Origin of the sequence: Porcipelethomonas ammoniilytica (assembly GCF_025567485.1) — a bacterium.
GTDB classification, from domain to species: Bacteria; Bacillota; Clostridia; order Oscillospirales; family Ruminococcaceae; genus Porcipelethomonas; species Porcipelethomonas ammoniilytica.
On sequence record NZ_JAOQKH010000009.1, the window covers coordinates 74,801 to 99,673 of the forward strand.

24 protein-coding genes are annotated in these 24,873 nt (G+C 34.3%); 17 read left to right on the plus strand and 7 right to left on the minus strand.

Translation table 11 applies throughout. The features are described 5' to 3' along the window. The first annotated feature begins 2 nt into the window (after nucleotides 1-2). The 12 genes from OCV67_RS08605 to OCV67_RS08660 all read left to right on the plus strand — a co-directional run bounded on the left by OCV67_RS08605 (nucleotide 3) and on the right by OCV67_RS08660 (nucleotide 19,189). Nucleotides 3-1,049: a hypothetical protein gene (locus OCV67_RS08605; RefSeq protein WP_147643574.1), complete on the plus strand. Its 1,047-nt coding sequence runs from the start codon at nucleotides 3-5 to the stop codon at nucleotides 1,047-1,049. 320 nt (nucleotides 1,050-1,369) lie between these two features. Beyond that, entirely contained in the window at nucleotides 1,370-1,735 is a 366-nt protein-coding gene (locus OCV67_RS08610) for a YccF domain-containing protein (RefSeq protein WP_147643575.1), read from the plus strand. 324 nt (nucleotides 1,736-2,059) lie between these two features. Further along, nucleotides 2,060-2,344: a hypothetical protein gene (locus tag OCV67_RS08615; protein WP_147643576.1), complete on the plus strand. Its 285-nt coding sequence runs from the start codon at nucleotides 2,060-2,062 to the stop codon at nucleotides 2,342-2,344. Between the two features lie 7 nt (nucleotides 2,345-2,351). Next, nucleotides 2,352-2,933: a signal peptidase I gene (gene lepB / locus OCV67_RS08620; protein ID WP_147643577.1), complete on the plus strand. Its 582-nt coding sequence runs from the start codon at nucleotides 2,352-2,354 to the stop codon at nucleotides 2,931-2,933. Nucleotides 2,934-2,999: 66 nt separating this feature from the next. Beyond that, nucleotides 3,000-11,852: a Cna B-type domain-containing protein gene (locus OCV67_RS08625; RefSeq protein ID WP_147643578.1), complete on the plus strand. Its 8,853-nt coding sequence runs from the start codon at nucleotides 3,000-3,002 to the stop codon at nucleotides 11,850-11,852. A gap of 89 nt (nucleotides 11,853-11,941) precedes the next feature. Beyond that, entirely contained in the window at nucleotides 11,942-13,600 is a 1,659-nt protein-coding gene (locus OCV67_RS08630) for an isopeptide-forming domain-containing fimbrial protein (protein ID WP_147643579.1), read from the plus strand. 79 nt (nucleotides 13,601-13,679) lie between these two features. Next, nucleotides 13,680-14,567: a class C sortase gene (locus OCV67_RS08635; protein ID WP_147643580.1), complete on the plus strand. Its 888-nt coding sequence runs from the start codon at nucleotides 13,680-13,682 to the stop codon at nucleotides 14,565-14,567. A gap of 3 nt (nucleotides 14,568-14,570) precedes the next feature. Then, complete coding sequence (locus tag OCV67_RS08640) at nucleotides 14,571-15,599, plus strand: Cna B-type domain-containing protein (protein WP_147643581.1); 1,029 nt, start codon at nucleotides 14,571-14,573, stop codon at nucleotides 15,597-15,599. Further along, on the plus strand, nucleotides 15,599-16,228 hold the full coding sequence (locus OCV67_RS08645) for a sortase (RefSeq protein WP_147643582.1): 630 nt from the start codon (nucleotides 15,599-15,601) through the stop codon (nucleotides 16,226-16,228). The genes OCV67_RS08640 and OCV67_RS08645 overlap by 1 nt, the downstream gene beginning before the upstream one ends. Before the next feature lie 476 nt (nucleotides 16,229-16,704). Continuing rightward, on the plus strand, nucleotides 16,705-17,763 hold the full coding sequence (locus OCV67_RS08650; protein ID WP_147643583.1) for a hypothetical protein: 1,059 nt from the start codon (nucleotides 16,705-16,707) through the stop codon (nucleotides 17,761-17,763). Between the two features lie 36 nt (nucleotides 17,764-17,799). Further along, nucleotides 17,800-18,942, plus strand: coding sequence for a hypothetical protein (locus OCV67_RS08655; RefSeq protein WP_147643584.1), 1,143 nt, complete (start codon nucleotides 17,800-17,802; stop codon nucleotides 18,940-18,942). Then, entirely contained in the window at nucleotides 18,935-19,189 is a 255-nt protein-coding gene (locus OCV67_RS08660) for a phosphopantetheine-binding protein (protein ID WP_178085063.1), read from the plus strand. The genes OCV67_RS08655 and OCV67_RS08660 overlap by 8 nt, the downstream gene beginning before the upstream one ends. Nucleotides 19,190-19,316: 127 nt before the next feature. Here the strand turns inward: OCV67_RS08660 and OCV67_RS08665 are convergent, their stop codons facing one another. From OCV67_RS08665 to OCV67_RS08700, 7 genes are all read right to left on the minus strand, one after another. Continuing rightward, nucleotides 19,317-20,831 carry a recombinase family protein gene (locus tag OCV67_RS08665; RefSeq protein WP_147643586.1) on the minus strand — a complete coding sequence of 505 codons (1,515 nt, stop codon included), beginning with the start codon at nucleotides 20,829-20,831 and terminating at the stop codon, nucleotides 19,317-19,319. Between the two features lie 107 nt (nucleotides 20,832-20,938). Continuing rightward, nucleotides 20,939-21,328: a type II toxin-antitoxin system HicB family antitoxin gene (locus tag OCV67_RS08670; protein ID WP_147643587.1), complete on the minus strand. Its 390-nt coding sequence runs from the start codon at nucleotides 21,326-21,328 to the stop codon at nucleotides 20,939-20,941. A 267-nt stretch (nucleotides 21,329-21,595) separates the two neighbouring features. Then, entirely contained in the window at nucleotides 21,596-21,871 is a 276-nt protein-coding gene (locus tag OCV67_RS08680; RefSeq protein WP_147643588.1) for a type II toxin-antitoxin system YafQ family toxin, read from the minus strand. Further along, nucleotides 21,868-22,074 carry a hypothetical protein gene (locus tag OCV67_RS08685; RefSeq protein ID WP_147643589.1) on the minus strand — a complete coding sequence of 69 codons (207 nt, stop codon included), beginning with the start codon at nucleotides 22,072-22,074 and terminating at the stop codon, nucleotides 21,868-21,870. The genes OCV67_RS08680 and OCV67_RS08685 overlap by 4 nt, the downstream gene beginning before the upstream one ends. Before the next feature lie 140 nt (nucleotides 22,075-22,214). Further along, nucleotides 22,215-22,487, minus strand: a complete 273-nt coding sequence (locus OCV67_RS08690) for a type II toxin-antitoxin system YafQ family toxin (RefSeq protein ID WP_147643590.1) — start codon at nucleotides 22,485-22,487, stop codon at nucleotides 22,215-22,217. Beyond that, nucleotides 22,474-22,689 (minus strand): hypothetical protein, encoded by a 216-nt coding sequence (locus tag OCV67_RS08695; RefSeq protein ID WP_147643591.1) that lies wholly within the window; start codon nucleotides 22,687-22,689, stop codon nucleotides 22,474-22,476. The genes OCV67_RS08690 and OCV67_RS08695 overlap by 14 nt, the downstream gene beginning before the upstream one ends. Nucleotides 22,690-23,266: 577 nt before the next feature. Continuing rightward, a complete protein-coding gene (locus OCV67_RS08700) occupies nucleotides 23,267-23,542 on the minus strand; it encodes a hypothetical protein (RefSeq protein ID WP_262644452.1) in 276 nt (91 codons plus the stop codon). A 227-nt stretch (nucleotides 23,543-23,769) separates the two neighbouring features. Here OCV67_RS08700 and OCV67_RS08705 point away from each other — a divergent pair, with 227 nt between their 5' ends. The 5 genes from OCV67_RS08705 (at nucleotide 23,770) to OCV67_RS08725 (ending at nucleotide 24,812) form a co-directional block, all read left to right on the plus strand. After that, nucleotides 23,770-23,976, plus strand: a complete 207-nt coding sequence (locus tag OCV67_RS08705) for a hypothetical protein (protein ID WP_147643593.1) — start codon at nucleotides 23,770-23,772, stop codon at nucleotides 23,974-23,976. Next, nucleotides 23,973-24,143: a hypothetical protein gene (locus OCV67_RS08710; protein WP_178085064.1), complete on the plus strand. Its 171-nt coding sequence runs from the start codon at nucleotides 23,973-23,975 to the stop codon at nucleotides 24,141-24,143. The genes OCV67_RS08705 and OCV67_RS08710 overlap by 4 nt, the downstream gene beginning before the upstream one ends. A gap of 120 nt (nucleotides 24,144-24,263) precedes the next feature. After that, on the plus strand, nucleotides 24,264-24,455 hold the full coding sequence (locus OCV67_RS08715) for an RNA-binding protein (protein ID WP_147643594.1): 192 nt from the start codon (nucleotides 24,264-24,266) through the stop codon (nucleotides 24,453-24,455). Then, complete coding sequence (locus tag OCV67_RS08720) at nucleotides 24,452-24,583, plus strand: hypothetical protein (RefSeq protein ID WP_262644454.1); 132 nt, start codon at nucleotides 24,452-24,454, stop codon at nucleotides 24,581-24,583. The genes OCV67_RS08715 and OCV67_RS08720 overlap by 4 nt, the downstream gene beginning before the upstream one ends. A gap of 1 nt (nucleotide 24,584) precedes the next feature. Continuing rightward, entirely contained in the window at nucleotides 24,585-24,812 is a 228-nt protein-coding gene (locus tag OCV67_RS08725; protein WP_147643595.1) for a hypothetical protein, read from the plus strand. Nucleotides 24,813-24,873 lie beyond the last annotated feature (61 nt).

Sequence of the window (24,873 nt, forward strand, 5' to 3'; positions counted from 1 at the left end):
CTTTGAAAGATTATTTGAGTATGCATTATTATTATAATGATGATGGTACGGCAGATGAGATTGTGGATTCTCTTGGGGATTGTCTTGTTCAAAGCGCATATGTAATATTGAAAAATAAATATAATATGCGAAATGATTATTATAAGGCATTTTTAAATGAAACTACTGTTAGATTAAGTTTATATAATGATAACAGCATCGCTTGTTTTGCAACGATTGAAAATAATTTTAATAAAATGTTGTTTTCAATGAAAGAATATGAAGAAAATGAAAATACCGTTAATAAAGTCAGTGAAATTTTAAATTCAGGTGAAATACCGGTTATTAAAACCATTGTCGAAAGACTGCCCTATTCATCATTTTATAATGAAGCTTATAAGCTGAATCAGATCAGAACGCATCATGTATTTTTAATTGTTGGCGAAGATACAGATAATTTTTTCTTTATAGATAATCCCAGCGTAATATCGTATGGCAGATTTGAAGCATTTTCCGGTAATAAAGAAGTGGGCGTTTTACCTAAAAATATTTTGTATAATGCTACAAAGGATGTTAGTAGTATTTTTGTTTTTAATTTTAATATGGATACGATTGATAAATATATTAACAATCCGTTATTCGCTTTTGCAAATTCAAGAAATAATTATTTGAAGGAAAGTGAAACGGAAGATAATTTATTGCATTTTTTTGGAAAGCAGGCGTTGTTAAAGCTAAAAGAATTATTTGAAATGGAGTGTATTGATCTAGAGTCTGTAGCCCCTTCAAAAGACAGAAGTATGATTATATATTTAAATTGGAAAATCTGGAATATAAAAGGACGCAGAAAATTGTTACGGCATTATTTAAATGAAAATAAGAGTAATATTGGAGAAAAAGGTATAAAAATGATAAGTGTTCTGGACAATTCTATTACTCATTGGTTGTTATTGTACAGAGTTATATACAGAGATTATCTTAAGGGAAATTTAATTTTGGGAAATCAATATGTCAAATTGTTAAATGAAATTATTATATGTGAAGATGAAATATATGGGTTATTAGGTTCTTAAACCATTTAAGATATTAACATCAGTCCAATTAAAAAGCCAAGCGTTTAGCTTGGCTTAAATTCGTGTTGCTATATTGCTTTTTTCAATGCAGCGGTCATATTTTGAGGGGTATGTATATACAAAACGCTGTGTATTTCTGTTCTGTAATTTGCGGAGCAGGCTCTCTTATATAGGTAAATTTACGGCATTGTAATCATCAACAGATATACTAAATTTTTTTAGTGGCTTGAGAAATGAGACGAATTATGTTAAAATATAGTTTATATGATACTATTATGTTTTAATGGTAACTATTAATTTTATCTAAGGAGAGCGAACATATGAGTATAATAGGAAATTTATTATGGTTTATTTTGGGCGGAATTATAAGCGGGTTAAGTTGGATTTTGTCTGGGTGTCTATGGTGTATTACTATAATAGGTATTCCGATAGGTATACAGTGTTTTAAATTTGCTTCTATAGCATTTTTTCCGTTTGGAAAAGAAGTTGTCTATGGCGGAGGAGCAGTGTCGTTGATTGCAAATATATTCTGGCTGATATTAAGTGGAATTCCAATGGCTATCGGATATTTACTTTTAGGTATTTTATTGTCTATAACGATTATTGGCATTCCATTTGGAAAACAGATGTTTAAATTAGCAAAACTTTCTTTAATGCCATTTGGGGCTACTATACAACATATTTAAAATAGAGTAAAAATAATGGAGATTTATTATGCTCCATTATTTTTTTATTATAATTTTTCTTTATTTTACCAATATATATTAAGAATATATAGATGTATTATTGTAAATTAAATCTAAACAAGATGTTATTATGTGCAATGTGCCAAACGAAAACCTTTAATTATGAATAAAAGTACTTGAAAATTCGTGATTATGCACTAATTTGATTAAGGCGGAAGGTTTTTTCTTGACATTTTTAATATAACAGTTTATAATATAGATAAATTGATTTTTATTATTTGCTTTGTAGCAAAAATTAAACTTTAATTCCAGAAAGGAGAAAAAATGACTGACAAGGAATTGCGTAAGCTTAAACGTGCTGAATTGCTGGAAATTATGTTTTATCTCCAGGAGGAATTAAGCAATGTGAAGCAGGAAAATGAAAGCTTGAGGGTACGTGTTGATGAATTGACAAAGGCTGCTCTTAACTCAAAAACAGAATTATCTGAAGATTGTATGCAGGAAATAATTCACGCTGTGAAGAATGCTGCAGAAAGCTGCTTTGTAAACGGACAGCAGCACAATGCGTCCGGCAGCAGTGAATGTAAAAAGGTCGGAACGGAGCAGTGAGGCAGGCATGAACAGTGAGAAAATAAAGGATCTTCCTACGGCTGCACAGCTTGAATCTGAAATGAAGCGTATCAGATATAAAAGAGGATACTTAAAAACTTTGTATAATACAGTTGCTTCATTGCTTGTAGTAGCGGCGGTTGCAGTTTTGATATCAATGCTTTTTCTTCCGGTTCTTCGTGTTACAGGTGAAAGTATGTCTCCGACCCTGAATAATGACGAGCTTATAATATGCAATAAGCGAAGTAACTTTAAAAGCGGAGATATTGTGGCGTTTTATTTTAATAATAAAATTCTGCTTAAAAGAGTAATCGGAACTGCCGGTGACGTTATTGATATCAGCGAGGACGGTACGGTTTATGTCAACGGTGTGATCCTTGATGAACCGTATCTTAGTGAGAAAGCTTTTGGTGAGTGTGACATTGAATTGCCGTATCAGGTGCCTGATAACAGGGTTTTTGTTATGGGAGATCATCGTTCGGTTTCGATTGACAGTAGATCGTCTTCAGTTGGATGTATTGCAGATGAATATATTATTGGAAAGGTTATTTTGAGACTTTGGCCATGGGAATGTATCGGTATTGTTTAAAAGAATATTTATTTTTTGATGATATACAATGTATAGATAAAAAAGCATTTAAGGGGGGAGTAATTCGTGAAGGAATTTCAGTCGATAATTCTTAAGTTTGTGAAGAATCATGAAAGACATAAGAAATATCTAGCTTTTCTTATGGCTCTTTCAATTATGGTGTCTTTTGCAGTACCGTTCAGCTTAATAATGCCGGCGATCAGTATGACGGCGGAAGATGCTCAGTATGCAGATGACATGCCTACGATGTATTCTGCCAGCGGAAAAGAAAGTCATACTACTCGTCAGCATCCGCATGGTCCGGCGAGACCAAATATTGATAATCCTTATTTCACTGGTGTGGCAAATGAGATTCCTGGTGCGGATGCGGATGGTAATCCGTCAAAGGATTTTACAAATAATATTACATCAACATCAGTTTGGGTGGTAGATGCTGATAAAGATAAATATCAAATTGAGCAATCGGGTAATTCGGCAACTATAAAGGTACCTGAGGGATCAGATTATACGAGCGTAAACTTGAGATTTGAGTTGCAGTATACGATTTCAAGTACGGAAAACGGTGTAAATACCGTTACAAAAGAACGCCCTTGTATCTACTATCAGCTGCCGGACGGCGTTACGGTTCCTAGTGAATATTATGGAAATGATAAGATTGTTATTGATGATGGAGTTACAGCCGGTTATTTTTCTATCAATGAACAAGGATTGATAGTTATTCAGTTTTTGGATTCTTATATTGATGATAAAATTGCTCACAGTCCAAACTTCACCGGTACAATAACTTTTAATGGTACAGTATCTAGAGATAACGATGCGGACGGTGACCGTGTTATAACAATAGGTGATCTTACACTTGATGTTCAGTTTCCGGACAAGAACTATTCTATTATAAAGTCCGGTTCTGTTAAGTCTGTTGATGAAACGGGAAAACCGTATATTGAATGGACAGTTTCTCTCTCTAGTTATTATAACCAATCATTGAACGGTTATAAACTTGTTGATGAAAAATTTAAGGATAGCGCTAATATTACAATTAACCCTTCAGGGCTGGGCAACTTTGATGAAAACGGAAACTTTGTATTTGATGCTGATCCGCCTCGTGACGAAAACGGAGACGCAACCGTAACATTTACTTATAAAGAATACATTGATGATATAAATAAAGATTATCAAAGCGGTAATCTGACAAAAGAAAATGAAGCTAAACTTCTGAGTCCCGATTCCAGCACGGAAGTGGCTAAGGATAAAAAGTCGGTTACTCTTTTAAAACCGAATATATATAAAAGTGGTAAACCGGACTATGATGTTACCGGAGCACATGATAAGACAGTTTATTGGAATATAGATGTATCGAGTCCGTACGGAACTTCGCTTAAGGATTATCAGGTTGTTGATGATAAGTTTATCGATGCTCATAATTTAAAAGTGACCTCCGGCGGAAAAGATGTAGCCTTTGAATTACAAGGAAACACAATTGTGTTCGGAGATGCGGCTCCTAGCTCGGTCGTTATTACATATGAACAGGACATTTCGGATATTATCAGCGGCGGCAATAATTATACAAATGTTGAGAATGCCGCAACGCTTCTTTATCCTAACGGAAATGAAGCTAATAAGGGTTCTACAAGTGTGAATTACAATTCTACTAATCCTTATAAACTTAATAAAAACGGTAGTCACAGTTATGATACAGGTTTAATTACTTGGACTGTAAACGCAACGCTTAATGACAGAAATAATAAAAAAATTACTTTGAACGGTTATGAACTGACAGACCCGTCTTTAGAGAATATTGATTTAAGTCAAATTAGTATTTCTTCAGCAAACTTTGGATATTCCGGTATGACGGCTGAGTATGACGCTCAAAATGATAAAATCATTTTATACGGTTATAACCGTGATACTAATAAAAATGATATTAAACATGCTGAAATAACTAAGAATGGCAGTACTCTTACAATTACTGAAGCTGCTCCTTTCTCGGAAGTTCAAGATGAAAGTAAAGTACTCGGAATACATGATATTACATTTACTTATACTACTGAGGTAAAAAATGCCGGTGATGACGGTACTGTAGTATCAACTAATGGCAGCGGTGAAAAAGTTATTAAAAACAGTGTCAGTGATAATCATGACAACAATGAAAACGGAGAAGTAACTATATCAACCAGAGAACAGCTTGTAAAAACACTTAAAAGCAATGCCAATGATATGGAATACGTCAGTGACATGACCGAGAATGAAGCAAAAATTTTGAAATGGGAATTGAATCTCATTCAGGATACGGGCTTTTCTTCCATTGATAACGATAAAGTTCTGGTAGATGTAATGAACGCTACAAACGGCGGTGATCATTACCTTAATATTGAAACGCAGAAAAACAATATTAAACTTTACGTTAAAAAAAGTGAGTCAGGTGAAGAAAAACTACTTACAGAAGGTTCTGATTATACTATTGAGTTTTATGATTCCTCCGGACAAAATGCCGATGCGATCACTGAAGGTCATGCAAAGCAGTTTAGAATTGAATTCAACAGCAATATAGATGACGAAGGCTATAAGTACATGCGTGTTGAATATGAAACTACTGCTGATGTTTCCGGAGTAAATAAGCCTGCCGAGGGTGAGTCCACTGAAAGCAAATTCTCTAACAATGCAAGCTTTGGTAACAGTTCATCTGGAGATACTAATTATACATTCGAACTTCGTGATGACAGCATGGTCGAAAATGTAAGCATTTCAGTTAAAAAGAACTGGGTTAATGACAATAACGATTCCGAAAGACCTCAAAGTATAAAATATATGCTTCAGCGTAAGCTTGGAACGAACGGAGAATGGGAAACTATTTATAAGAATTCTGACGGTAAGTGGGTAGTCATTGATGATTCTGTTGATGAAAGCTCTTATATTCAGACGTTAACTCATGATGGTTACGGAAATTGGCATAATGCTTATACATGGAATGATTTACCTAAGGAAACGGCAGAGCATAATGATCTTTACTATTATCGTGCTGTAGAAGTTGATGTTCCCGATGGATATAATGTATCATATTCTAATGAGAATGGTATCAATTCCGGTGAGTTTACAATTACGAATACTAAGAAAGCCTCCATTGAAAAAATTGCTTTAGATAAAAATGGAAATCCGTTGCAATCCAATGAGTTATTATATAAGGATCTGCAAAAAACTACATACAACGGTACAGAATACTATGTATTTGGTTGGCAGATTAATTTGCCGAAGCGAGATGCCACAATAACGGATACTATTTCTGAAGATTCTGTTTTGTTGGAGGGATATGATTTAGGTGAAACCACTACTTGGGGAGACTCATTAAAATACCCATGTATATATACTGACTACGGTTCCTCTTGGACTTTAGAAAATAATAATTATACATACTCGGGCAATACTATTGAATTCAAAGTGTATAATAATCAAACTAAACTTGTTTACTATACCGGTATTCCGGTAAGTACGTTTGATAATTCATATAATGAGTCTAAGAGTTATCGTGTTGATAATACCGTTATCTATGACGGCGACAGCCAGACAGTTAGTGTTAATGTTGTTGAAAAAACAATTGGTGGTCCGGATATTTCTGATGCAGGTCTTTTAGGTAAGTCTGTAAATGACGAAGCCGGCACTAATAAAGATAACAACATATACGTAAACGGCGGTGTAGTAAAATATGTTGTCTATGTAAATCCGGAGGGCAAAAAACTTTCAAATACTGATGAATACGATTTGACAGACTCATTTATGTTTGATAGTTATGCCGGTCTTTCGGCAGAGGAGATCATGGAAAAACTCTCCGCAAGACTTGATAATATTACTGTAGAAGAAGTAAATGCCGATTGGGATGAGAATGGAAATGTAACAGGCGCAACTGTCATACGTCCTCTTAACAATGGTGAATACAGATATACAGTAGATTATAATAATGCATCAACAGAGTCAATTCCTTTAAACCTTACCAGTAATCGTTATGATAACACTATGTATATTTGGGATGCTAATAATAAACAGCAGACTATTAATGAAGAAGTCTCTATAGAACTATTAATCAGTGGTACAGCAAATAAAACGGGATACTATTTGATTGATGGAAATAAAGTAACCCTTGATTTTGATTCAAACGGTCATGCAACATATGTTTGGAAAGGAAAGTTGGAATCAAACTATGCTAAACAACTTTCAATAAAAGAACAGAAAATAAACGAGTCCGGCGAGTGGGTTGACTTGGTGTGGGAGGATGTTAAAACTTTCCAGGATGCTGCACTTCAGAGCGCAAGTTATGAGAAGATGACAAGTTTCTCTGCTGCACAAATTAATCTTACTGTTCCTGATGAAACGGCTCTTAAAATTACTTATTCATATAAGCTTTCAAAAGATGGTATAGACCTTGGCACCAGAATTAATGGTGTTGCATGGGGCGGAAACGATGTATTTACTGCTTCAAATTCAATTTCATTGAATACTGGTAATGCTCAGGCAACTGATTCGACTGATGATCAGTCATTTATTGTAAACAGTACTGCTGCAACAGTTACAACAGGTAATTTACCGCAGATTGTTAAATATGATGTAAATGATTATAGTTTACAGTTGAATGCCGGCTTCTTGATTGCAAAATATGAAGGAGATAATAATTGGAATTATGCTGTTAAAGATCAATGGCAGAAATATGACAGTGGAGAATGGAGCGATATTGACGAAAAGGATGCACAATCCACTGATAATATCAGGCATTCTCTTACATTTGATGCATTGGCTGAAGGAAACCAAGTTCCTGATGGAGCTGTAACAATCAACATTAAGGGAGAACCTTATAAGGTGGATTTAAATGACGGTGATTTTTATAAGATTATAGAAATAGTTCCGCCTGATGGATATGAGGGTTCTAATCTTACTTTTACTGATGAATATCCTGATTTGAAATCATTATTGATCGCGTATGCCAAAAATCCGGACAGTTTTAAGGACAGTGATTATTATAATTTCTTAAAGAACTTCGTTTCCACTCACTATATTGAATATGGAACGAAAAAACTTTCACAATATCCGGATGGTGTTACATCGGGAAATCTGATTAAAGTAAGTACGGGTGGTTCTGTTAATATTTACGATAATCAATTAATTAATGTTAAATCCGAGAAAACGTGGGATAGAGAAGATCACTATAGGTCTAAGGTAAAAGTAGAACTTTTATGGTCTTACACAAAATCTCCTACGGGCATACCGATTGATGCAAAGCAAGCAAATGCTGAATCATTGGGACTTCTTGACAGCAGCTTTAGCTATGAAAAAGAAATATTATCCAATGAATCCGCTATATGGGAGGATTTGCCCAGTGGTATAAACGGCAGACCAATTTACTACTATGTGAAGGAAACCGGTTATACGCTTGATTATACTACAGGAAATGCAGGTTGGTATAATCTTCAGTCAGACGGTACTTATAAGAATGAATCCGGAGAGATCGGATCATATAAACCGATCTACATCGGAAATGCTTTGAATAAGGGCGATAAAGACAGTGATGACTCTACCGGAACAGTTTCTATTAACAATACAGAAGGTCTGACTGTTAAGAAACTATGGGTTTATTCAAACGGTACTCCAATGGAAGCGGAAAGTATTCCTTTAGACAAGATAACTTATAAGCTTTATGGAATAACCCAAAATTCACAGCAAGTTGAGTTATACACCGGTACTTTGACATCTGATGGAAATTGGAAAGAGGTTGTTCCATCTGAATATCTCAAGGATGAGTATGTTTCATATAGAGTGGAGGAATATCTTGAAGATCTGACAGCTGAAGAAAAATTACAACTGTATGGATATAAAATCAGTTGTACGGGTGTATCAAACGGAAACACTGGTGAGTTTACCATTACCAATAAAAACAATACGCCTTCAGAAATTGAAGTTAATGTTGAAAAGGAATGGGGAGACGGAAACGAACTGCATCAATTGGATAGTATTAAGATAAAGCTTTATAAATCGTCCAGAAGTTTGTCTGATAAGGAAATTGAAGCGTTATCGAAAGGTACATTGCCATCTGATAATACAGTTTCTGCTGTGGAAAATGGCGAAGTGACACTGTATGCAGGAAATCAGTGGAAACATACATGGAGCGATTTAGCTTACAAAGATGAAAATGTCAGCAGGTATTTTTACTATCCTGTTGAAATTGATATGACGGTTTCGGATACTTCAAAACAATATACACCGTCATATGCTAGGGCTGATAAAGCTGCAACGCAGAGTGTTAAAATCCGTAATACGGTTCCCGGCGGTCTTACTGTAAATAAGAGTTGGGTCAATGACAAAGGTGAAGAAATTACCAATGGACTGCCTGAAGAAATCGTTGTAGAGTTATATAAACGTCTGCAAGGCAGTGCAAGTTCCGGTGGTGACGATACATCTTCAAAGAATTTACCATCAAGTTTGAAAGTCATATCAGTAGGCGATTCAATTACCGATGGATTTTGGACATCGTCAGATGACTATCCTCATAGATTAGAAAGCTTATTGAAGAATGATGGTGTAATTCAAGAGGTAGGTAATTACGGTATTAGCGGTCAGGTTGTTTCGGAGATTTCATCTCGTATAAGCAAACAAGGCTCAGGTAAATGGAGCCAAGGCGTTGACTATATTGATACCAATGTAATGTGTATAATTGCAGGTACTAACGATATAAATAAAGGCAACTGGGAACTTTATGGAGAAGATAATACAGAAAGAAAAGCAAAAATGAAAGCGGCTGTAAAGCAAATGATTCAGACTGCTTATCAAAACGCTAATACATCTGATTTTGTTGTACTCTTAGGTTGTGTTCCATATGAAGATTTTGTTAATTCTGACGGTTCGGTAGAAATAAATATCAACTATTGCAGTGCTCATACTGCATTGGCTAAATCAGTTGGCGTTAGTTGGGTAGATGCTTCTATGGGTGCAGAAAAAGCACAGGAATTTGAAAATGGAATCAACAAAATGATTGATTCTTATAATGACATGCTGAAAGAAGTCGTAAGTGAACTGCAACAAGACGAAGCTACAAAAACAATAAAATTTGTTGATGCTTATGCTAAAAAAATTAAGGATAATGAGTTATTATATGATGGAGTACATCCGGATTCTAATGGTTATGTTGAGATAGCAAACGCTTTTTATGATGCAATAAATGTTTATTATGGTGTTACAAGTTCTACAACGTCAACCAATGCTCCTGTAAACATCGACGATTGTCCGACTGATTTGACAGAATCAGAAAAGGTTGGAGAATATACAATTACTCCTGATGAAAATGGTAATTGGTCTCTGACTATCGGCGATCTGGAAAAATCAGACGGAAAAAATGATTACGTTTACTACATTAAGGAAAAGCCTGTCAACGGATGGGATACAAGCTATAAGGCGAATGGTCAGATAATCAGTGATGAGGATATGTCACCGATTACCTTGATCAATACAAAGGTTACAGAGTCCTTAGACATTACGGTTAAGAAAAAATGGAATGATGGAAACGGTAATGGTCGACCGGATAGTTTGACATTGCAGCTACAGCAAAAGCTTGGTGAGAATGGTGATTGGAACAATTATGATTATCCAACTCCGTCTCCTAATCCTGAGTGGACATATTCTTACGTTGATTTACCTTCTGAAAATGATTCCGGAGAAAAATATTATTACAGAGTTGTGGAAGTCGTTCCTGATGGATATGTTCTGACTTCTGAAGTTAATAATGACGGAATTTCTATTGACAGTGAGGATAAGACCGTTGAATTAACTAATACCATTACTCTTAGTATGAAAATCAAAAAGGAATGGGCAGACGGTCAAAATCACGAAGTAGATTCAGTTACGGTTAATATTCATCGGTCAACGAATCCGAGTGATGCGCCAATAGTGACTACCATTTCTGCTGATACTCAAACTACCAGCACTACTAAAAATACAACTACGACAACTACTGTTAAAACAGTACCATCAACAACAACATCTACGTCAATGTCAACTACGACTTCTGTAATTACAACTACTATTACTACCACAACAACTAACGGCGGTGGAGGAGATGTAGTTACAGGCAGTTCTATTACTGTTGATGATAGTCAACAAGATGTAACTATAGACGTAGACAATAAAAACATAAGCAGCATAACGCTTGATTTTGATACTTCTGAAATGCCAAATGATTCACAGCTTCATATGTATTTGGGCGGATGGAATGCCCAGATAGATATTATTTTCCGAGATGGTAAGTTTACATCGTCGTCTCCAAATAAAATCAAAAATGTAACTATAGACGGAAATGTAGTTGTGGTTGAGTTTGAGGATGGTGTAAATGCTAATTGCGGTTGGGATAGCAATAAAAATAATAAGATAACACTTCATAAGAATAACGGAACAATATATATTGATAGTTATACAATTACTTACGCTTCTTCTAACACATATTCACTTCGCAGATCTGCTTCTTTCTATAGCGGCAGAGCAAATGACGCTTTAGTCGGCGAAGCTGAATGGACTGGAAATACAACCTCAATTACGCTGAAATTCACTGATAATTGGGAAAAACTTATTACAAACCTCCCTGCCTATGATGAAGATGGAAATCCTTACTACTATTGGGTAGAGGAAGATGAAAAGAGTGCGGCTGGCTTTGAAGTCTCCTATAAATATGATGACGGCGATAATGATACAGATTTCTGCATCAACGCAATAAATCCGGGAGATAATCCAACTGCAACAATCAGAAACAAAGTTGTTAATACTTCTGTTACCATGCCTTCTACCGGCGGAAAAGGAACATCATGGTATTATATCACGGGCACAGTAATTTTGCTGAGTTCGTCCGCTGCTTACTATCTTATCAAACGGCGATGGAAATTTGCCGAAAAATAAACAAACGCTAGTGGGATCTGCGGCATGAGTACATATCGTGCTCACCGCAGTACCACAAAAAAATAAAATTATATGATCGGAGATTTATTATGAAAAAATTCAAGAAACTCAATGCTGTTATCACAGCAACTTTAATGGCAGCCGCTCTTTCTGTTCCAATGGCTTCTTCACTTTCTGTATCAGCAGCTGCTGGTGATAATTCAATCACAGTTAAGGCCGGTAATGACAAGATGACACATAGTGATGTAGCAGCATATCAGGTATTTGCAGGTACATATAACGATGCAGACTCAAACTTGACTATTACCGGTTGGGGTGACGGCATCAATGTAACTGCTTTCATTACAGCTATTAAAGCTGATGCAACAATCGGAAGTTCATTTGCTGGTGAGATAACAAATGATGCAGCAGGTGCACAGGCAGTAGCTGACATTGTTGGCAAATGGACTGACAATTCAGATGAAGCAAAAGCATTTGCTAAATTGGCAGTTGCAAACGCTGCAACAAAGTCCGGTACATATAGTGAAGGTGTAATCAGCGGCATTGCTGACGGTTACTATGTAATGGCTGACGAGTCAGCAGCTACTGCTACAGATCCAACAGGCTCTGCTTTTACTCTTGGTCTTTTACAGGTAGTTGGCGGAGAGAATGTAGAAGTAACTACTAAAATTGATTATCCTACTGTTGTAAAGAAAGTTCAGGAAGATGATAAAACAGATGATGGCGGTTATGGTGCAGGCTTCAATGACGTAGCTGACTGGAACGCTAATACAGATGTTCCATTTAAAATCATTGCTACAATGCCTTCAAATATTGATGAGTATGATCACTATTACATGAACTTTACAGATACGCTGGATGATACATTTGGAAATCCTGAGAATATCGTAGTTACTGCCGGTACTAAAACTTTAGTTAAAGACACTGATTACACAATTACAGCTAATGGTAACGATATGAATATTGTTATCATGGATCTCAAGGGTGTTGATGGTCTCACAGTTGATGATAAAACAACTGTAACTGTTACATATACAGCTAAGTTAAATGTTAGTGGAGATAACTTAGCAATAATAGGTCGTAACGGTCAGGAAAATAAGGTAAAGCTTGAATATTCAAACAATCCTAACAAAACAGGTAACGGTTCATCTAAACCTGAAGATACAGGTGAAACTCCTGAAGATAAGGTAATTGTTTTTACTTACGAACTTGATATTACTAAGATTGATGGAGCTACAAAAGCAACAATTGAAAATGCACAATTTAAACTTGGTAATGATAAAAATCAATGGGCAACAGTTAATGAAGCCGGTTACTTTACAGGCTGGGTTGATGACGAAGATAGTGCAACTGTACTGAAGTCTGATGCTAATGGTATTTTTAAGGTTATCGGTCTTGATGACGGCAACTACAAATTAAAGGAGCTTAATTGGTCAGAAGAATATAATATTCCTGATACTGCATTTAATGCAGTGATTGATGCTAATACATTGTTTACACAGGATGATTATGCTAATGCTTCGGCTGCTTTAATAGAATTAACAGGTAGCGTTAATGGTAAGGACGATACTGGCGCAAATGCAGATGATGGTATAGTAGCAGGAACCATCGAAAATAACAAGGGAACAACGTTACCATCAACTGGCGGTATTGGTACAACTCTCTTCTATGTAGGCGGTGGATGCGTAGTTGCTCTTGCAGGTGTAGCTCTCATTACAAAGAAGCGTATGAACAATCGTGAAGATTAATTTTAAGAAGTAAAATTTTGTTATAGCCTTAAATTCCTGCCGGTGAAGTTTTTTGCCGGCAGGCATTAGGGAGGGTTCCATGAGAAGAAAAAAGGCAAATGTGATTTCTACAATTGTATTAATAATAATCTTACTGGTGGGGCTCTCCGTAATGCTTTATCCGATAATCAGTAATTGGTGGAATTCCAAGGTTCAGACTCGTGCAATCGCAAATTATAATCGAGTCGTTGCTGAATTGGATGACAATGAAACCGAACGTATAATTGCCGAGGCACGTGATTATAATAACCAACTGGCACAGTTACAAGCTCCATTTTCACAGTACAATAAAATTTCCGGTTATGAAAATATTCTTGATATTTCGGATTCCGGAATTATGGGGTATATTTCAATTCCGGCTATTAAGGCAGAGTTCCCGATATATCATGGTACAGATGAAGAGGTTCTTAACATCGCTGCCGGACATTTACAGGGTTCTTCATTTCCGGTAGGAGGAAGTGATACTCATGCTGTTATTTCGGCACATAGAGGACTGCCTTCTGCTAAGCTTTTCAGTGATCTGGACAAAATGGTGGTTGGAGATACATTTACTGTTACTGTATTGGATGAAGTTCTGACTTATGAAGTGGAAGAGATTTTTATTGTTAAACCAAATGAAATGGAAAAACTTGCTATTATTCCAGGGGGAGATTATATAACGCTTATGACATGTACTCCCTATGGTATTAATACTCACAGATTACTGCTTCGTTCCCACAGAATAGATACAGTTTATGGTCAGAATTTTAAACTTACTTCCGATGCAGTTCAGGTAGATCCTATGCTTGTTGTTCCGGTTATTGCTGCACCATTGATTATCATTTTATTGATTTTCTGGATTTTCGGCGGAAAATTAAAAAAGAAAAAATCTATTATAAATAGAAATACATTATATAGGCTTCCAAGTCAAAAGGAGGAGGGTGATTAATATATGCATATGAAAATTTGCAGGAATTTTGGAGCTGCGTTATGTTTTGTTGGGGTAATATTATGGTTGATGGCAGGATTAATGCTGAGTGTTTCAGCAGATTCAGCCGCTAACAGTTTGACACTTATTTGTAAAACTGAAAAGGTAACCCTCACTGGTATGCATTGGGACTTATATCGAGTCGGTTCACGTAAGGGAGGCAATTTTGTTCTTGAGGGGGATTTTGCTAAGTATCCTGTTTCATTAGAGGATATGTCCTCGTCAGCTGTTACTGAGGCGGCGAAAACTTTGGAAAATTATGCAGTCCTTGATAAAATACCGGCTTTGGATCAGGGTGAAACCGGAAAAGACGGTTTATTAAGATTTGATAATCTGAATTCGGGATTGTATATGGTGTGCGGTAAAAATATTCAAGTTGGGGATACAATTTATATGCCGTCAGCAATTTTGATTGAAATTATGAAATCTGAAGATGGTAAAAATGTTGATTTGGACGCTTATCCAAAGTTATCAACAAAGACCGCTTCAGGAGAAAATTCAAAATATGCTGTAAAAAAGATTTGGGAAAATGATGAAAACGCTCTTGAAAATAGGACGGCTTCAATTAGTGTTGAAATTTATGGTGATGAAAAGTTATATGAAACTGTGACTCTTGATGAGTCTAATGATTGGACTTATCTGTGGATGGCAGAATCAGACATTGATTGGCGTGTAAAGGAAGTTAAAGTTCCTGAAAATTATACGGTGGTTTATAGTTCAAATGAAAAACAGTTTGCGATTGTGAATACTTACAGTGAGAAAACACCTAATCAAACTACTGTTTCAACTACAGTAGCTTCTGGTGGGTCTACAAGACCGACAGTTATAACTACAAATCCTTCAAACGGTTATTCGAATGTTACAAGTAACACTAATACAAAGCTTCCGCAAACCGGACAGCTTTGGTGGCCGGTTCCTGTTATGGCATGTGGAGGAGTGATATTCATAACTGTAGGAGCACGTTTAAAATCAGGAAACAAGAGGGATAACTAATGAAAAAAATGCATGGACGCTTGTGCATTATGATTGGGGCAGCGTTGCTTTTAGCGGCGTTGTCCCTTGTTTTGTACAATTTAAATAAAGACAGTCAAGGCGGAAAAGCATCTCAGGAGCTTCTTGCAGAATTAAAATTAGAAATGCCGCAAATTTCTAGTGATGACGGAAACTTATCAAATAATGATTTATTCAAAGAGTATGAAGATGATGAACCTGATCAGGATAACTTTATAGAGGTAAATGGAAGGATCTATGCAGGAGTAATTTATATTCCGTCCCTTCAATTGGAGCTTCCTGTACTCAGTGAATGGAGCTATGATAATTTGGATATTTCTCCATGTCGCTACTCAGGATCAGCTTTTAAAGGAAATCTTATAATTGCAGCGCACAATTATCGTTCCCATTTTGGCAGACTACAAGAGCTTGGAAGTGGAGATACTATTATTTTTACAGATGGTAAAGGAATTGTATATGAGTATGAAACTGTTCAGACTGAAACTGTCGATGGCAGAGACGTTGAAGCAATGGAGCTTGGTTCAGAGAATAATTGGGACTTGACATTATTTACATGCACTCTTAGTGGTCAAAGCCGAGTGACAGTGAGGGCAGTGCAGACAAATAATTGAAGAGGTACATATCAAATATAAAAACTGTCAACATAAAAGGTATGTTGACAGTTTGTTTTTAATATGAATTAGCCCGCAAAAGTATTATTACTTTTGCGGTTATTTGTTTTTGTCTTTTTTTGGCATTCAAGGCGTTATTTTGGCATTCAGGGTAAAAGTATTGATTTTTATATAATTATTTTGTATAATAAAAATACAAAAATAATTTATAGGATTATGATTATAAAAATGATAAATATTTTTTAGCTAATAGGGTAATCGGCTTATTTGCTGAATATTCTAGGGATTTTATTTACGAGTTATATTTAGAATGCTGATTATTAACTACGCATTATTCCCCAAAAAGCTAGATTTATGTTCGAATTATGTAAGGTATCTTGTGTTTCAGGATATGGTTTTTGAATTTTGGAATAGTATATATAATGATTTAGTAATAATGAATGCGATTAATGAAATCTTAAGTAGGTAGGTGTATTATGGAGAATTTTTTAACTAAACGCTATTATTTAAATTCAAATAATATGATGGATGATATTGTAGATTCTCTTGGAGATTGTTTAGTGCAAGCTGCATATCTGGTTTTAAAGAGTAAATATGGTTTGCGGCGGGATGATTATAAAGCATTTTTAAACGAAACTACAGTAAAATTGATTGTTGATTCAAATAATGATTTGATTTCTTTTGAAACAGTTGAAAACATGTTTGATAGGGAAGTTTTCTCTATTAATAGCAATTCGCAAACGAATCAAAATACAGTAGAAACGGTGTCGAGTGTTTTGAAAACAGGGGACATTCCGGCTATTGCAACGATTATAGAGAGATTTCCTTTTTCTGCTTTTTATGATATTAATTATAAATTAAATATAAGACGAACAGGACATGTTTTTATTATCGTTGGTGAGGATGAGGAGAATTTCTTTTATGTTGATAATCCTAGTGTAATATCATATAAGCAATATGTTGCTTATGAAAAAAATAGAGGGATCGGAATTATTTCAAAGAAGTTTTTTTATGAGGCAACTAAAGATTATTGCGATGTACTTACATTTAAGTTTAATAAGAATGTTATTGATTATTATACTAAGCATCCACAAGAAGCACTGATTAATTCAAAAGATAACTATTTTAAGAATGAAGTTTATTATGGTAACTTTATTGAATATTTTGGACGGAATGCTCTGATAAAATTGATTGAATTGTTTGAAACGGAAAATCTGCGCTTTGATGCCCTGGCTCCATCAGAAGACAGAGATATGATTACATATTTCAATTGGAAATTGTGGAATATAAAAGGTCGAAGAAATTTACAAAGATATTACTTGGAGCAAAATAATAATAACAATGCGTTAAAATTAATAAAATCATTAAAAGAATCAATAAAGCATTGGGATTTACTATATAAGATTTTATATAAAGATTACTTACAAGGTGCGGTTATTATGGGGAAAAAATATATTCCGGTTATTGAAAATGTTATTGCCGTTGAAGGTGAACTACATGAAGCATTGGTGAAATATTTGAGTTTGGAAATCTAAGGAGTTTTTGATAACAATTGAGAAGGGGAAGTGTCCTTGAAAATTATTAAAATTGAATTGACAAAAAACATAGATAAAAAAGAGTTTATTAAAAATATAGGTTTTGTTTCTGAGGTAATATTAGATTTTAGTGTAAAGAACAGTACTTTAATTGTAAAAGTTTCAGATAATGCAGATGAAAACCAAGTTGAGCATGATTTGAAATTATATGCAGAAAAGTTTATATTGCCGGATAAAGATAAAATAATTTATCATTATAATGATAGTACCAGGTATTATAATGATGTTTTTAATAAATACAAACAGTGTTTTCATGACTTTGGTTGCGGTAATATCGCATTAAGTGGAGCAGCAGAATTTTTATTTAGATTTTTTGACGAAAAATTTGAACGTATTGCAATGGAGCATAATGCACACTGTAAGGTATATCCAACGTTGCTTCCGGTAGATGCATATAAGAAAACGGGATATTTAAAGCATTCTCCGCAATATGCAATGTTTTGTTGCAGCACGTTTGAAGATATGAGTAATCTTGAAAATTTGGATAAAAATATTGATGCTTATAACTGGTCATCAGTGTTGAAAGATCCTATACATGCGTTATCGCCGTCAGCTTGTTTTCATACATATTTAGAATATGAAAATATGACTTTAGATACAAATTCAGTAGTTACTTTTAATCAGAATGTATTTCGAAATGAAGGAAGATTCAATTATTCAGAGATTGGTAGATTAATGGGTTATCATGTAAGAGAAATTGTTATGATTGGTTCTGCTGATTTTGTTTCGAATATAAGAAAAAGAATTTTAGATACAGTGATTATTTTACTGAAACAATGGAAAATGTGTGCGAAAGTTTGTGTTGCATTTGATCCATTTATAATACCTAAAATGCAAAAATTTAAAAAGATTCAGAAATCAGAAGAATTGAAGTATGAAATTAGATTGAATTGTTCTAATGAACATGAAATCTCTGTGGCTTCGTTTAATTTACATGGATCAGCTTTTACGTCACCTTTTAATATCAAAATTGCAAATATAGATAATACAGTTACAGGTTGTATTGGATTTGGATTAGAAAGATGGGTAATAGCGTTTATAAGTCAATTTGGTATAGATATAAATAATTGGCCTGATGAGATTAAAAATGCTTATAAAAAGGAGCAAAAAGATGAATAATAGTATATATGATATAGTTGCAAAAAATGTAAAACAAATTTTTGATGAAGAAAACATATCTGTTATTGTTACGTATGAAACCAAATTGGATAGAACTTCAGGTATAGATTCACTAAATTTATTAAAATTAACTTTGCGTATAGAGGAAGATTTAGGTATAAATCTAGATGATTATTTAAATCTTATTCATTCTGCCGGTACTGTAAGTGAATTGGTTTCCGTTATTGAAAAAGCAATAGAAGATTGATGTGCTCCTATTGCAGCAGCTATTAAAAGTGTTTTAACTCTAATTATAACGCCGCAAAGTTCGGTTTGATTTGGAACATTTCCGATGCTTCTCTGGGTACAGAAGAATTAGCACATTGATGATGGAATTAAAGATTAAGAATGATTTTGATAGTAAAAGGGGAATCATCATTTCTTGTTCGGTTATCATTTTTGCGTGTATAATAAATATTATTAATTATAACTTTAAGAAACTCATTTTTAATTTTTGGGTGTATATCTGGATTTTGGAGAGTATTTAAGGCATTTGACAATTGAACTATTTTTTCTTCATAATTAATAGAATTAGGAATTGATGTTTTTAGATTTTCAATTTCTGATGTGATTTTTTTGCGTTTTTCAGCTAATGCTGTATTACGCTTTATAAAAATGGCATTAGTATAAATTCCTTGTTCCAGCAATTCATATAATTTATCCTGCTGATTTTCTATAGTTTTAAGTTCTTTGATCAGACTTTCGAGAATGCCGTTTTGTATTGATTCAGATTGATTATCGCCGTTTGAAATTTTTATTTTAAAGTCATTAATATATTTTTTCAGTGCTATGATAACTTCACTTTCAAATTCGCTATACAATACCGATCTATTTTCACATCTTGGCTGATTGGGACATATAATTCTCGGTGATGATTTATTAAATTTTTTATAAACCATAGATTTACCACATTCACATTTTACAAGTCCTGCAAACGGGTTAACGATTTCATATTCTTTCTTTACTCTTGGATTTTGTCCGAAACGCTTTTGAGCTGCATTAAAAACTTCTTCTGAAATAAGTCCGTTGTGTTTTCCGTCAATAATTATCCATGAATCTGGAGTGGATTTTGGACGGGAACATACTATTTCGCCATCTTTGTATGTTTTTACTGTTTTGCGCCAGTTCCAGCGTATTTTACCGATATATACGGGATTTCTTAAAATATCCCTAATAGTGGAATCTGACCAATAATTATTTTTTCTGGGTTTAATGCCAATAGAATTTAAATGATTTGCTATTTTTGATGTACCCATATTTTGATTTACAAACAAATCGAAAATCAATCTTACAACGTTTGATTCGTCATTTTCAACGAGAACATAGTTTTTATCAATTTTTTCTTTTGAGTACCCAAAAGGAGGAATAGAACCTATATAATTTCCATCGCTGACAGATGCAAGGCGTCCTCTCATAAGAATTTCTTTGACGTATTCGAGATAGTCATTACCTCTCATTAATTCCATTTCAAAAAACTTACGGTCATATTTTTCCGATAAGTCATATGTTTTAGTAGGTGTATAAACCAGTGTGTTTGTATATTGAAAAGCTCTTATTATAGTACCGCAGTCGTGTAAGTCTCCTCTGCTGAGTCTTTGCGGTTCTATAACCAATACACCGGTAATTTGTTCGTTTTGAATACATTTAAGTAGTTTATTCATTAAGGGACGGTCTTTAATTGTTTCACCAGATACAATTTCTCTAAATATATCTTCTTCTGGAACAGCTTTTCCGATATTTTTTTCAGCGTATTCCTGCAAGATTTTCTCGTGCCTTGCCAATATTTCTTCAATGGTTTCATGTTCTCCGTCGGCTCTTGATTTTCTTAGGTACATTAGATATTTTTGCATAAATTCCTCCTTATTTTATTATTGATTGTGTTTTTTATAACGCTCTGTATATTTGCAGGGCGTTATTTTTATAAGAATTCCCCGGTATTGACCGAGGAATCTTATTTTCACCTGATATTAAGACGATTTTCAAGGGCTTCACGAAGAACAGCAGAAAAATTAATTCCGGCTTCCTCTGCTTTTATGTTCAACCAGCTTGGAATAGTACAATTTTTCTTGACGGTTCTGTTGTCTAGCATTCGTCTATATGCATCTAAATCAACATCGACAAGCGTTACAATTGAATCTCCCTCAGCGTTTATTGATGAAATAGCAGAAGGCATGGGAAGTGTTTTATTTTCGTCTTGCATATCAACAGCAGTAATACAAATGGCATCTCTCGCCATTTCCAGTGCATTGGCAAGGTCTGTTCCCTGTGTCATTATATCAAAATCTGGTACATTGACAAGAAACATTTCATTATCAGGGGTTAGAATAACTGGATATACTTCTTTCATAAAAACAACTCCTTATAATATTTTTGTGGGAATACACGGACTATTTCAGTCCGTGTTTTTTAATGATTGCTTGTGCAAGTTTTTCATTGATTTCCCTGTGTCGTGGGATTGGTTCGTTTTTTGCACCATTGGTATATATATCATAATTTCCACCATCACGTTTTAACCGAATTTGATGAAAGGCCGTGTTGCTATGATTTGCATTTTAATTAATAAAATTCCCCTCGTGAGAGGGGAGGTCTTAAGCATATGCAATTAGTACGAGGCTTAAAACAAATCACTGTGTGAACCGGTTCTTGTAAGATAAAGAATAAGTTCATTGTTATTGATTTCGTATATCAGAAGCCAGTCAGGTTGAATGTGACATTCCCGACAACCTTTAAAGTTACCTGACAATTCATGGTCTTTATTCTTTTCGGGGAGAGGAACTGCATTTGCAATATTATTGATTATTTCTGTAAGAAGACTTAAATCTTTATGCTGTTTTTCCATTTTCTTTAAATCTTTTTTAAACTGAGAAGTTGGTTTTATGATATATTTCATTTCAGTAAGTCCCTCATCATATCATCGGCATTATCGTATGATTTGTAGTTGTCAGGATTTTTTTTCATGTCCTCAACTTCGGCAAGAGCCTTAAGCGTTTCCTCATTTGGCTCTTTGTATCTGCCAAATAACATCAAAAATGCATTTAACTGCTCTTCTGTCATTGAATCAATTACATTATATGCCATTTCTCTAATACTCATATAAAACAACTCCTTTCACTTATAATTATATATTATATATTAAAATATGTCAATCATTATTCTTCTGTTTTTCAACTTAGAATATAAAAAATTCCCCTCGTGAGAGGGGAGGTCTTAAGCATATGCAATTAGTACGAGGCTTAAAACAAATCACTGTGTGAACCGATTCTTGACAATGTCAGGATAAGTGAATCATTTTGAATTTTGTAAATCAACAGCCAGTCAGGTTGAATGTGACATTCTCTAAAACCTTTCCAATCACCTGTTAGTGCATGGTCTTTGTACTTTTCTGGAAGAGGTTGTTCATTTGCAAGCATATCGATTACAGTTTCCATATCGTGAATATTTAAATGGCGTTTTAATATTTTTTTATAATCTTTTTTAAAGGAATTATGGTATCTAATCGTCAGCATTTAAATCCTCCATTAGTTCAGCAACTGAATGGAATTCCCTGCTAAGATTTTTGTTATTATTAACATCGTTCATAACTGTTAGAGTTTCATTATTAGGTATATCACTAGAATTACTAAAGCCGTTTAGAAGCATTGCTAATCCTTGCAACTGTTCTTCACTTAATCCATCAAGGATATGGTTTACATATTCTCTAGTACTCATATAAAACAACTCCTTTCACCTATAATTATATATTATATATTAAAATATGTCAATCATTATTCTCCTGTTTTTCAACTTAGAATATAAAAAATTCCCCCGACCGAGTCGGGGAGGATCATTGTATTTTACTATAGATTTTTGTAATTGTAATTTTTAGTCGAAAATGCTATACGTAGTTTCTCCATTTTTCACTGTGTAGATAGGTGTTTCAGTACCTACTTCAACAACATTAAAAGCTAAGTTGGGATTATTATAACTTTTAATCGTATTTTTTAAAATTGTATTAAGTTCGGTAAACGGAGCGGTGATACTTTCGCTCTTAAAGATTTCAACATTAGTAACAGCCTCGGTTGTTATTTCAGCAGTAGTTTCAACAGTTGATTCTTCTTTTTAAGAAAATAAATGTCAATATGAAGTAATGGAGTTTAGAGAATCAACCGAAACCAAGTCAGCGTAAAGGAGGTGAAAGATATGAAAATAACCATTGAAACAGAACCTAAAGAAATAGCCGACCTTATTCGTTCCGTGTGATAGTAGTGGCTATCCTTTTGAACACAGTCAATCCCAAGAAGATTCATTATCCAAAAATTGAATTATTAATAAAATCCCATTGTTTTTTGTTCAACCAGCCTTGTTTATTATTTACAACTTCTATGACTAATAATCTATTGTTTGAATCAAGATAAGGCTTGATTTTTGCTTGAATATCGTCCGCACTTGAATAGTTGCTTTTTATCAAGTACGACGATTTCCAATAGGAACACCAAGCCGTCGAAGCTTCTTTGATAGCATCAATTACATCATCATAGTTTTGACCAGGGTTATTAAGGTCATATGTAATAAAGTAAACCATTATTATTTCCCCCCTTTTCTATATATTATTTTTATTATAATTCAATTGGTGAAATATGTCTATAAAACGAAACTTAGTCGTTATAGGAGAAATTAAAAATGTACATAGGTGAATTATTTTCTAAGATTTTTGATGCAGCCAGTTAGGTACTTTTCTAAAAAAGTAAATTATCTTAATTAGGAAACAAGTACAAGTGGTGCTGAGTAGGATATAAAGAGGTGATAAATATGATTAAATATGAAAGCGAAAATGCAATAGTTGAGGTTCATTTTGCAAATATTACTGATTCCGAAAGGCAAATACGGCATAAGCAATTGGAGCAGGGACTAATAAAATATTATAAAAATGTTGTTGATTGTATTGGTAAATGGCCGGATGAAGATTGTACACAAGAAAGTAATTCTCAATTACAAAATCAAGGAGGAAAGAAATGAAGCAGACGGAATATAACATAAAAACACGGCAATGCAAGACAAATTACAGTCCCGACCCATGGGGAGAACTAAAGGCAATTAATGACCGTGCGATTATTGATAATATGATTAGAGACTATACATATATTAATAAGAAACAGAATGTTTTAAGGGAAGATTTGATATGACTACATATATAAATAAAAAACAGCCTGCCCTGAGGCAACAGGGACAGGCAAAAGAAAAAATTTAAACACATAAATGATAGCATGAAATAGAGGAAATGTCAAGGAGGAAAGGTAATTAAAATGTACAGAGGGAAAACCCATACAGTATATGGAATAGCATATTTTAATGACGTCATATACAGTTCAATTTTTTACGAAAATGAGGACGATGCGGAACAGTTTGTAAATGACGGTATCGGTGAAAAAATTATAAAAGTACATCTGTCAAACGAATCATATAAAGTGTTAAAGAGAAAAGGAGTTATAAGATGAGCTGCATTTACGATTATGACAGTCCTTGCGAGTGTGATATTGAGGCATGCAGAACCTGTTATAAAAATCCGGACAAGCCAGAACCAGATATTGATTTAATGAGAGATTTGGAAAGGGAGGAAAAATAGTATGGCTGATTTTTCAGATGGCGTAAAGGAATACATTGAAGCAGAAGGAAAAATAAGAAATTTCTTTCCGGTAGACTGGAAAGGTAATAAGGATATTAGCTGTTTTCAATGCGATTTTTTCAATCGAAACAGTGGATTGTGTTTAATAACAAAAGAGGTAACGCCATATCCTCAAAAGTTTACGGGACGTATTTGTCCATTTAATGAGGCAGCAAGAAAGGAAGAGTAAAATGGACAGTTTTTTTAAAAGAGTGTCGGCTATACAAGCTGAACTTAAAGCGCCTAAGAAT

What these genes read in the sequence shown, in the direction of transcription:
- OCV67_RS08610 (WP_147643575.1), top strand. Translation starts at nt 1,370, where the DNA reads ATGAGTATAATAGGAAATTTATTATGGTTTATTTTGGGCGGAATTATA.
- OCV67_RS08615 (WP_147643576.1), top strand. Translation starts at nt 2,060, where the DNA reads ATGACTGACAAGGAATTGCGTAAGCTTAAACGTGCTGAATTGCTGGAA.
- lepB (WP_147643577.1), top strand. Translation starts at nt 2,352, where the DNA reads ATGAACAGTGAGAAAATAAAGGATCTTCCTACGGCTGCACAGCTTGAA.
- OCV67_RS08630 (WP_147643579.1), top strand. Translation starts at nt 11,942, where the DNA reads ATGAAAAAATTCAAGAAACTCAATGCTGTTATCACAGCAACTTTAATG.
- OCV67_RS08635 (WP_147643580.1), top strand. Translation starts at nt 13,680, where the DNA reads ATGAGAAGAAAAAAGGCAAATGTGATTTCTACAATTGTATTAATAATA.
- OCV67_RS08640 (WP_147643581.1), top strand. Translation starts at nt 14,571, where the DNA reads ATGCATATGAAAATTTGCAGGAATTTTGGAGCTGCGTTATGTTTTGTT.
- OCV67_RS08645 (WP_147643582.1), top strand. Translation starts at nt 15,599, where the DNA reads ATGAAAAAAATGCATGGACGCTTGTGCATTATGATTGGGGCAGCGTTG.
- OCV67_RS08650 (WP_147643583.1), top strand. Translation starts at nt 16,705, where the DNA reads ATGGAGAATTTTTTAACTAAACGCTATTATTTAAATTCAAATAATATG.
- OCV67_RS08660 (WP_178085063.1), top strand. Translation starts at nt 18,935, where the DNA reads ATGAATAATAGTATATATGATATAGTTGCAAAAAATGTAAAACAAATT.
- OCV67_RS08665 (WP_147643586.1), bottom strand. Translation starts at nt 20,831, where the DNA reads ATGCAAAAATATCTAATGTACCTAAGAAAATCAAGAGCCGACGGAGAA.
- OCV67_RS08670 (WP_147643587.1), bottom strand. Translation starts at nt 21,328, where the DNA reads ATGAAAGAAGTATATCCAGTTATTCTAACCCCTGATAATGAAATGTTT.
- OCV67_RS08680 (WP_147643588.1), bottom strand. Translation starts at nt 21,871, where the DNA reads ATGAAATATATCATAAAACCAACTTCTCAGTTTAAAAAAGATTTAAAG.
- OCV67_RS08685 (WP_147643589.1), bottom strand. Translation starts at nt 22,074, where the DNA reads ATGAGTATTAGAGAAATGGCATATAATGTAATTGATTCAATGACAGAA.
- OCV67_RS08690 (WP_147643590.1), bottom strand. Translation starts at nt 22,487, where the DNA reads ATGCTGACGATTAGATACCATAATTCCTTTAAAAAAGATTATAAAAAA.
- OCV67_RS08695 (WP_147643591.1), bottom strand. Translation starts at nt 22,689, where the DNA reads ATGAGTACTAGAGAATATGTAAACCATATCCTTGATGGATTAAGTGAA.
- OCV67_RS08700 (WP_262644452.1), bottom strand. Translation starts at nt 23,542, where the DNA reads ATGGTTTACTTTATTACATATGACCTTAATAACCCTGGTCAAAACTAT.
- OCV67_RS08705 (WP_147643593.1), top strand. Translation starts at nt 23,770, where the DNA reads ATGATTAAATATGAAAGCGAAAATGCAATAGTTGAGGTTCATTTTGCA.
- OCV67_RS08710 (WP_178085064.1), top strand. Translation starts at nt 23,973, where the DNA reads ATGAAGCAGACGGAATATAACATAAAAACACGGCAATGCAAGACAAAT.
- OCV67_RS08715 (WP_147643594.1), top strand. Translation starts at nt 24,264, where the DNA reads ATGTACAGAGGGAAAACCCATACAGTATATGGAATAGCATATTTTAAT.
- OCV67_RS08720 (WP_262644454.1), top strand. Translation starts at nt 24,452, where the DNA reads ATGAGCTGCATTTACGATTATGACAGTCCTTGCGAGTGTGATATTGAG.
- OCV67_RS08725 (WP_147643595.1), top strand. Translation starts at nt 24,585, where the DNA reads ATGGCTGATTTTTCAGATGGCGTAAAGGAATACATTGAAGCAGAAGGA.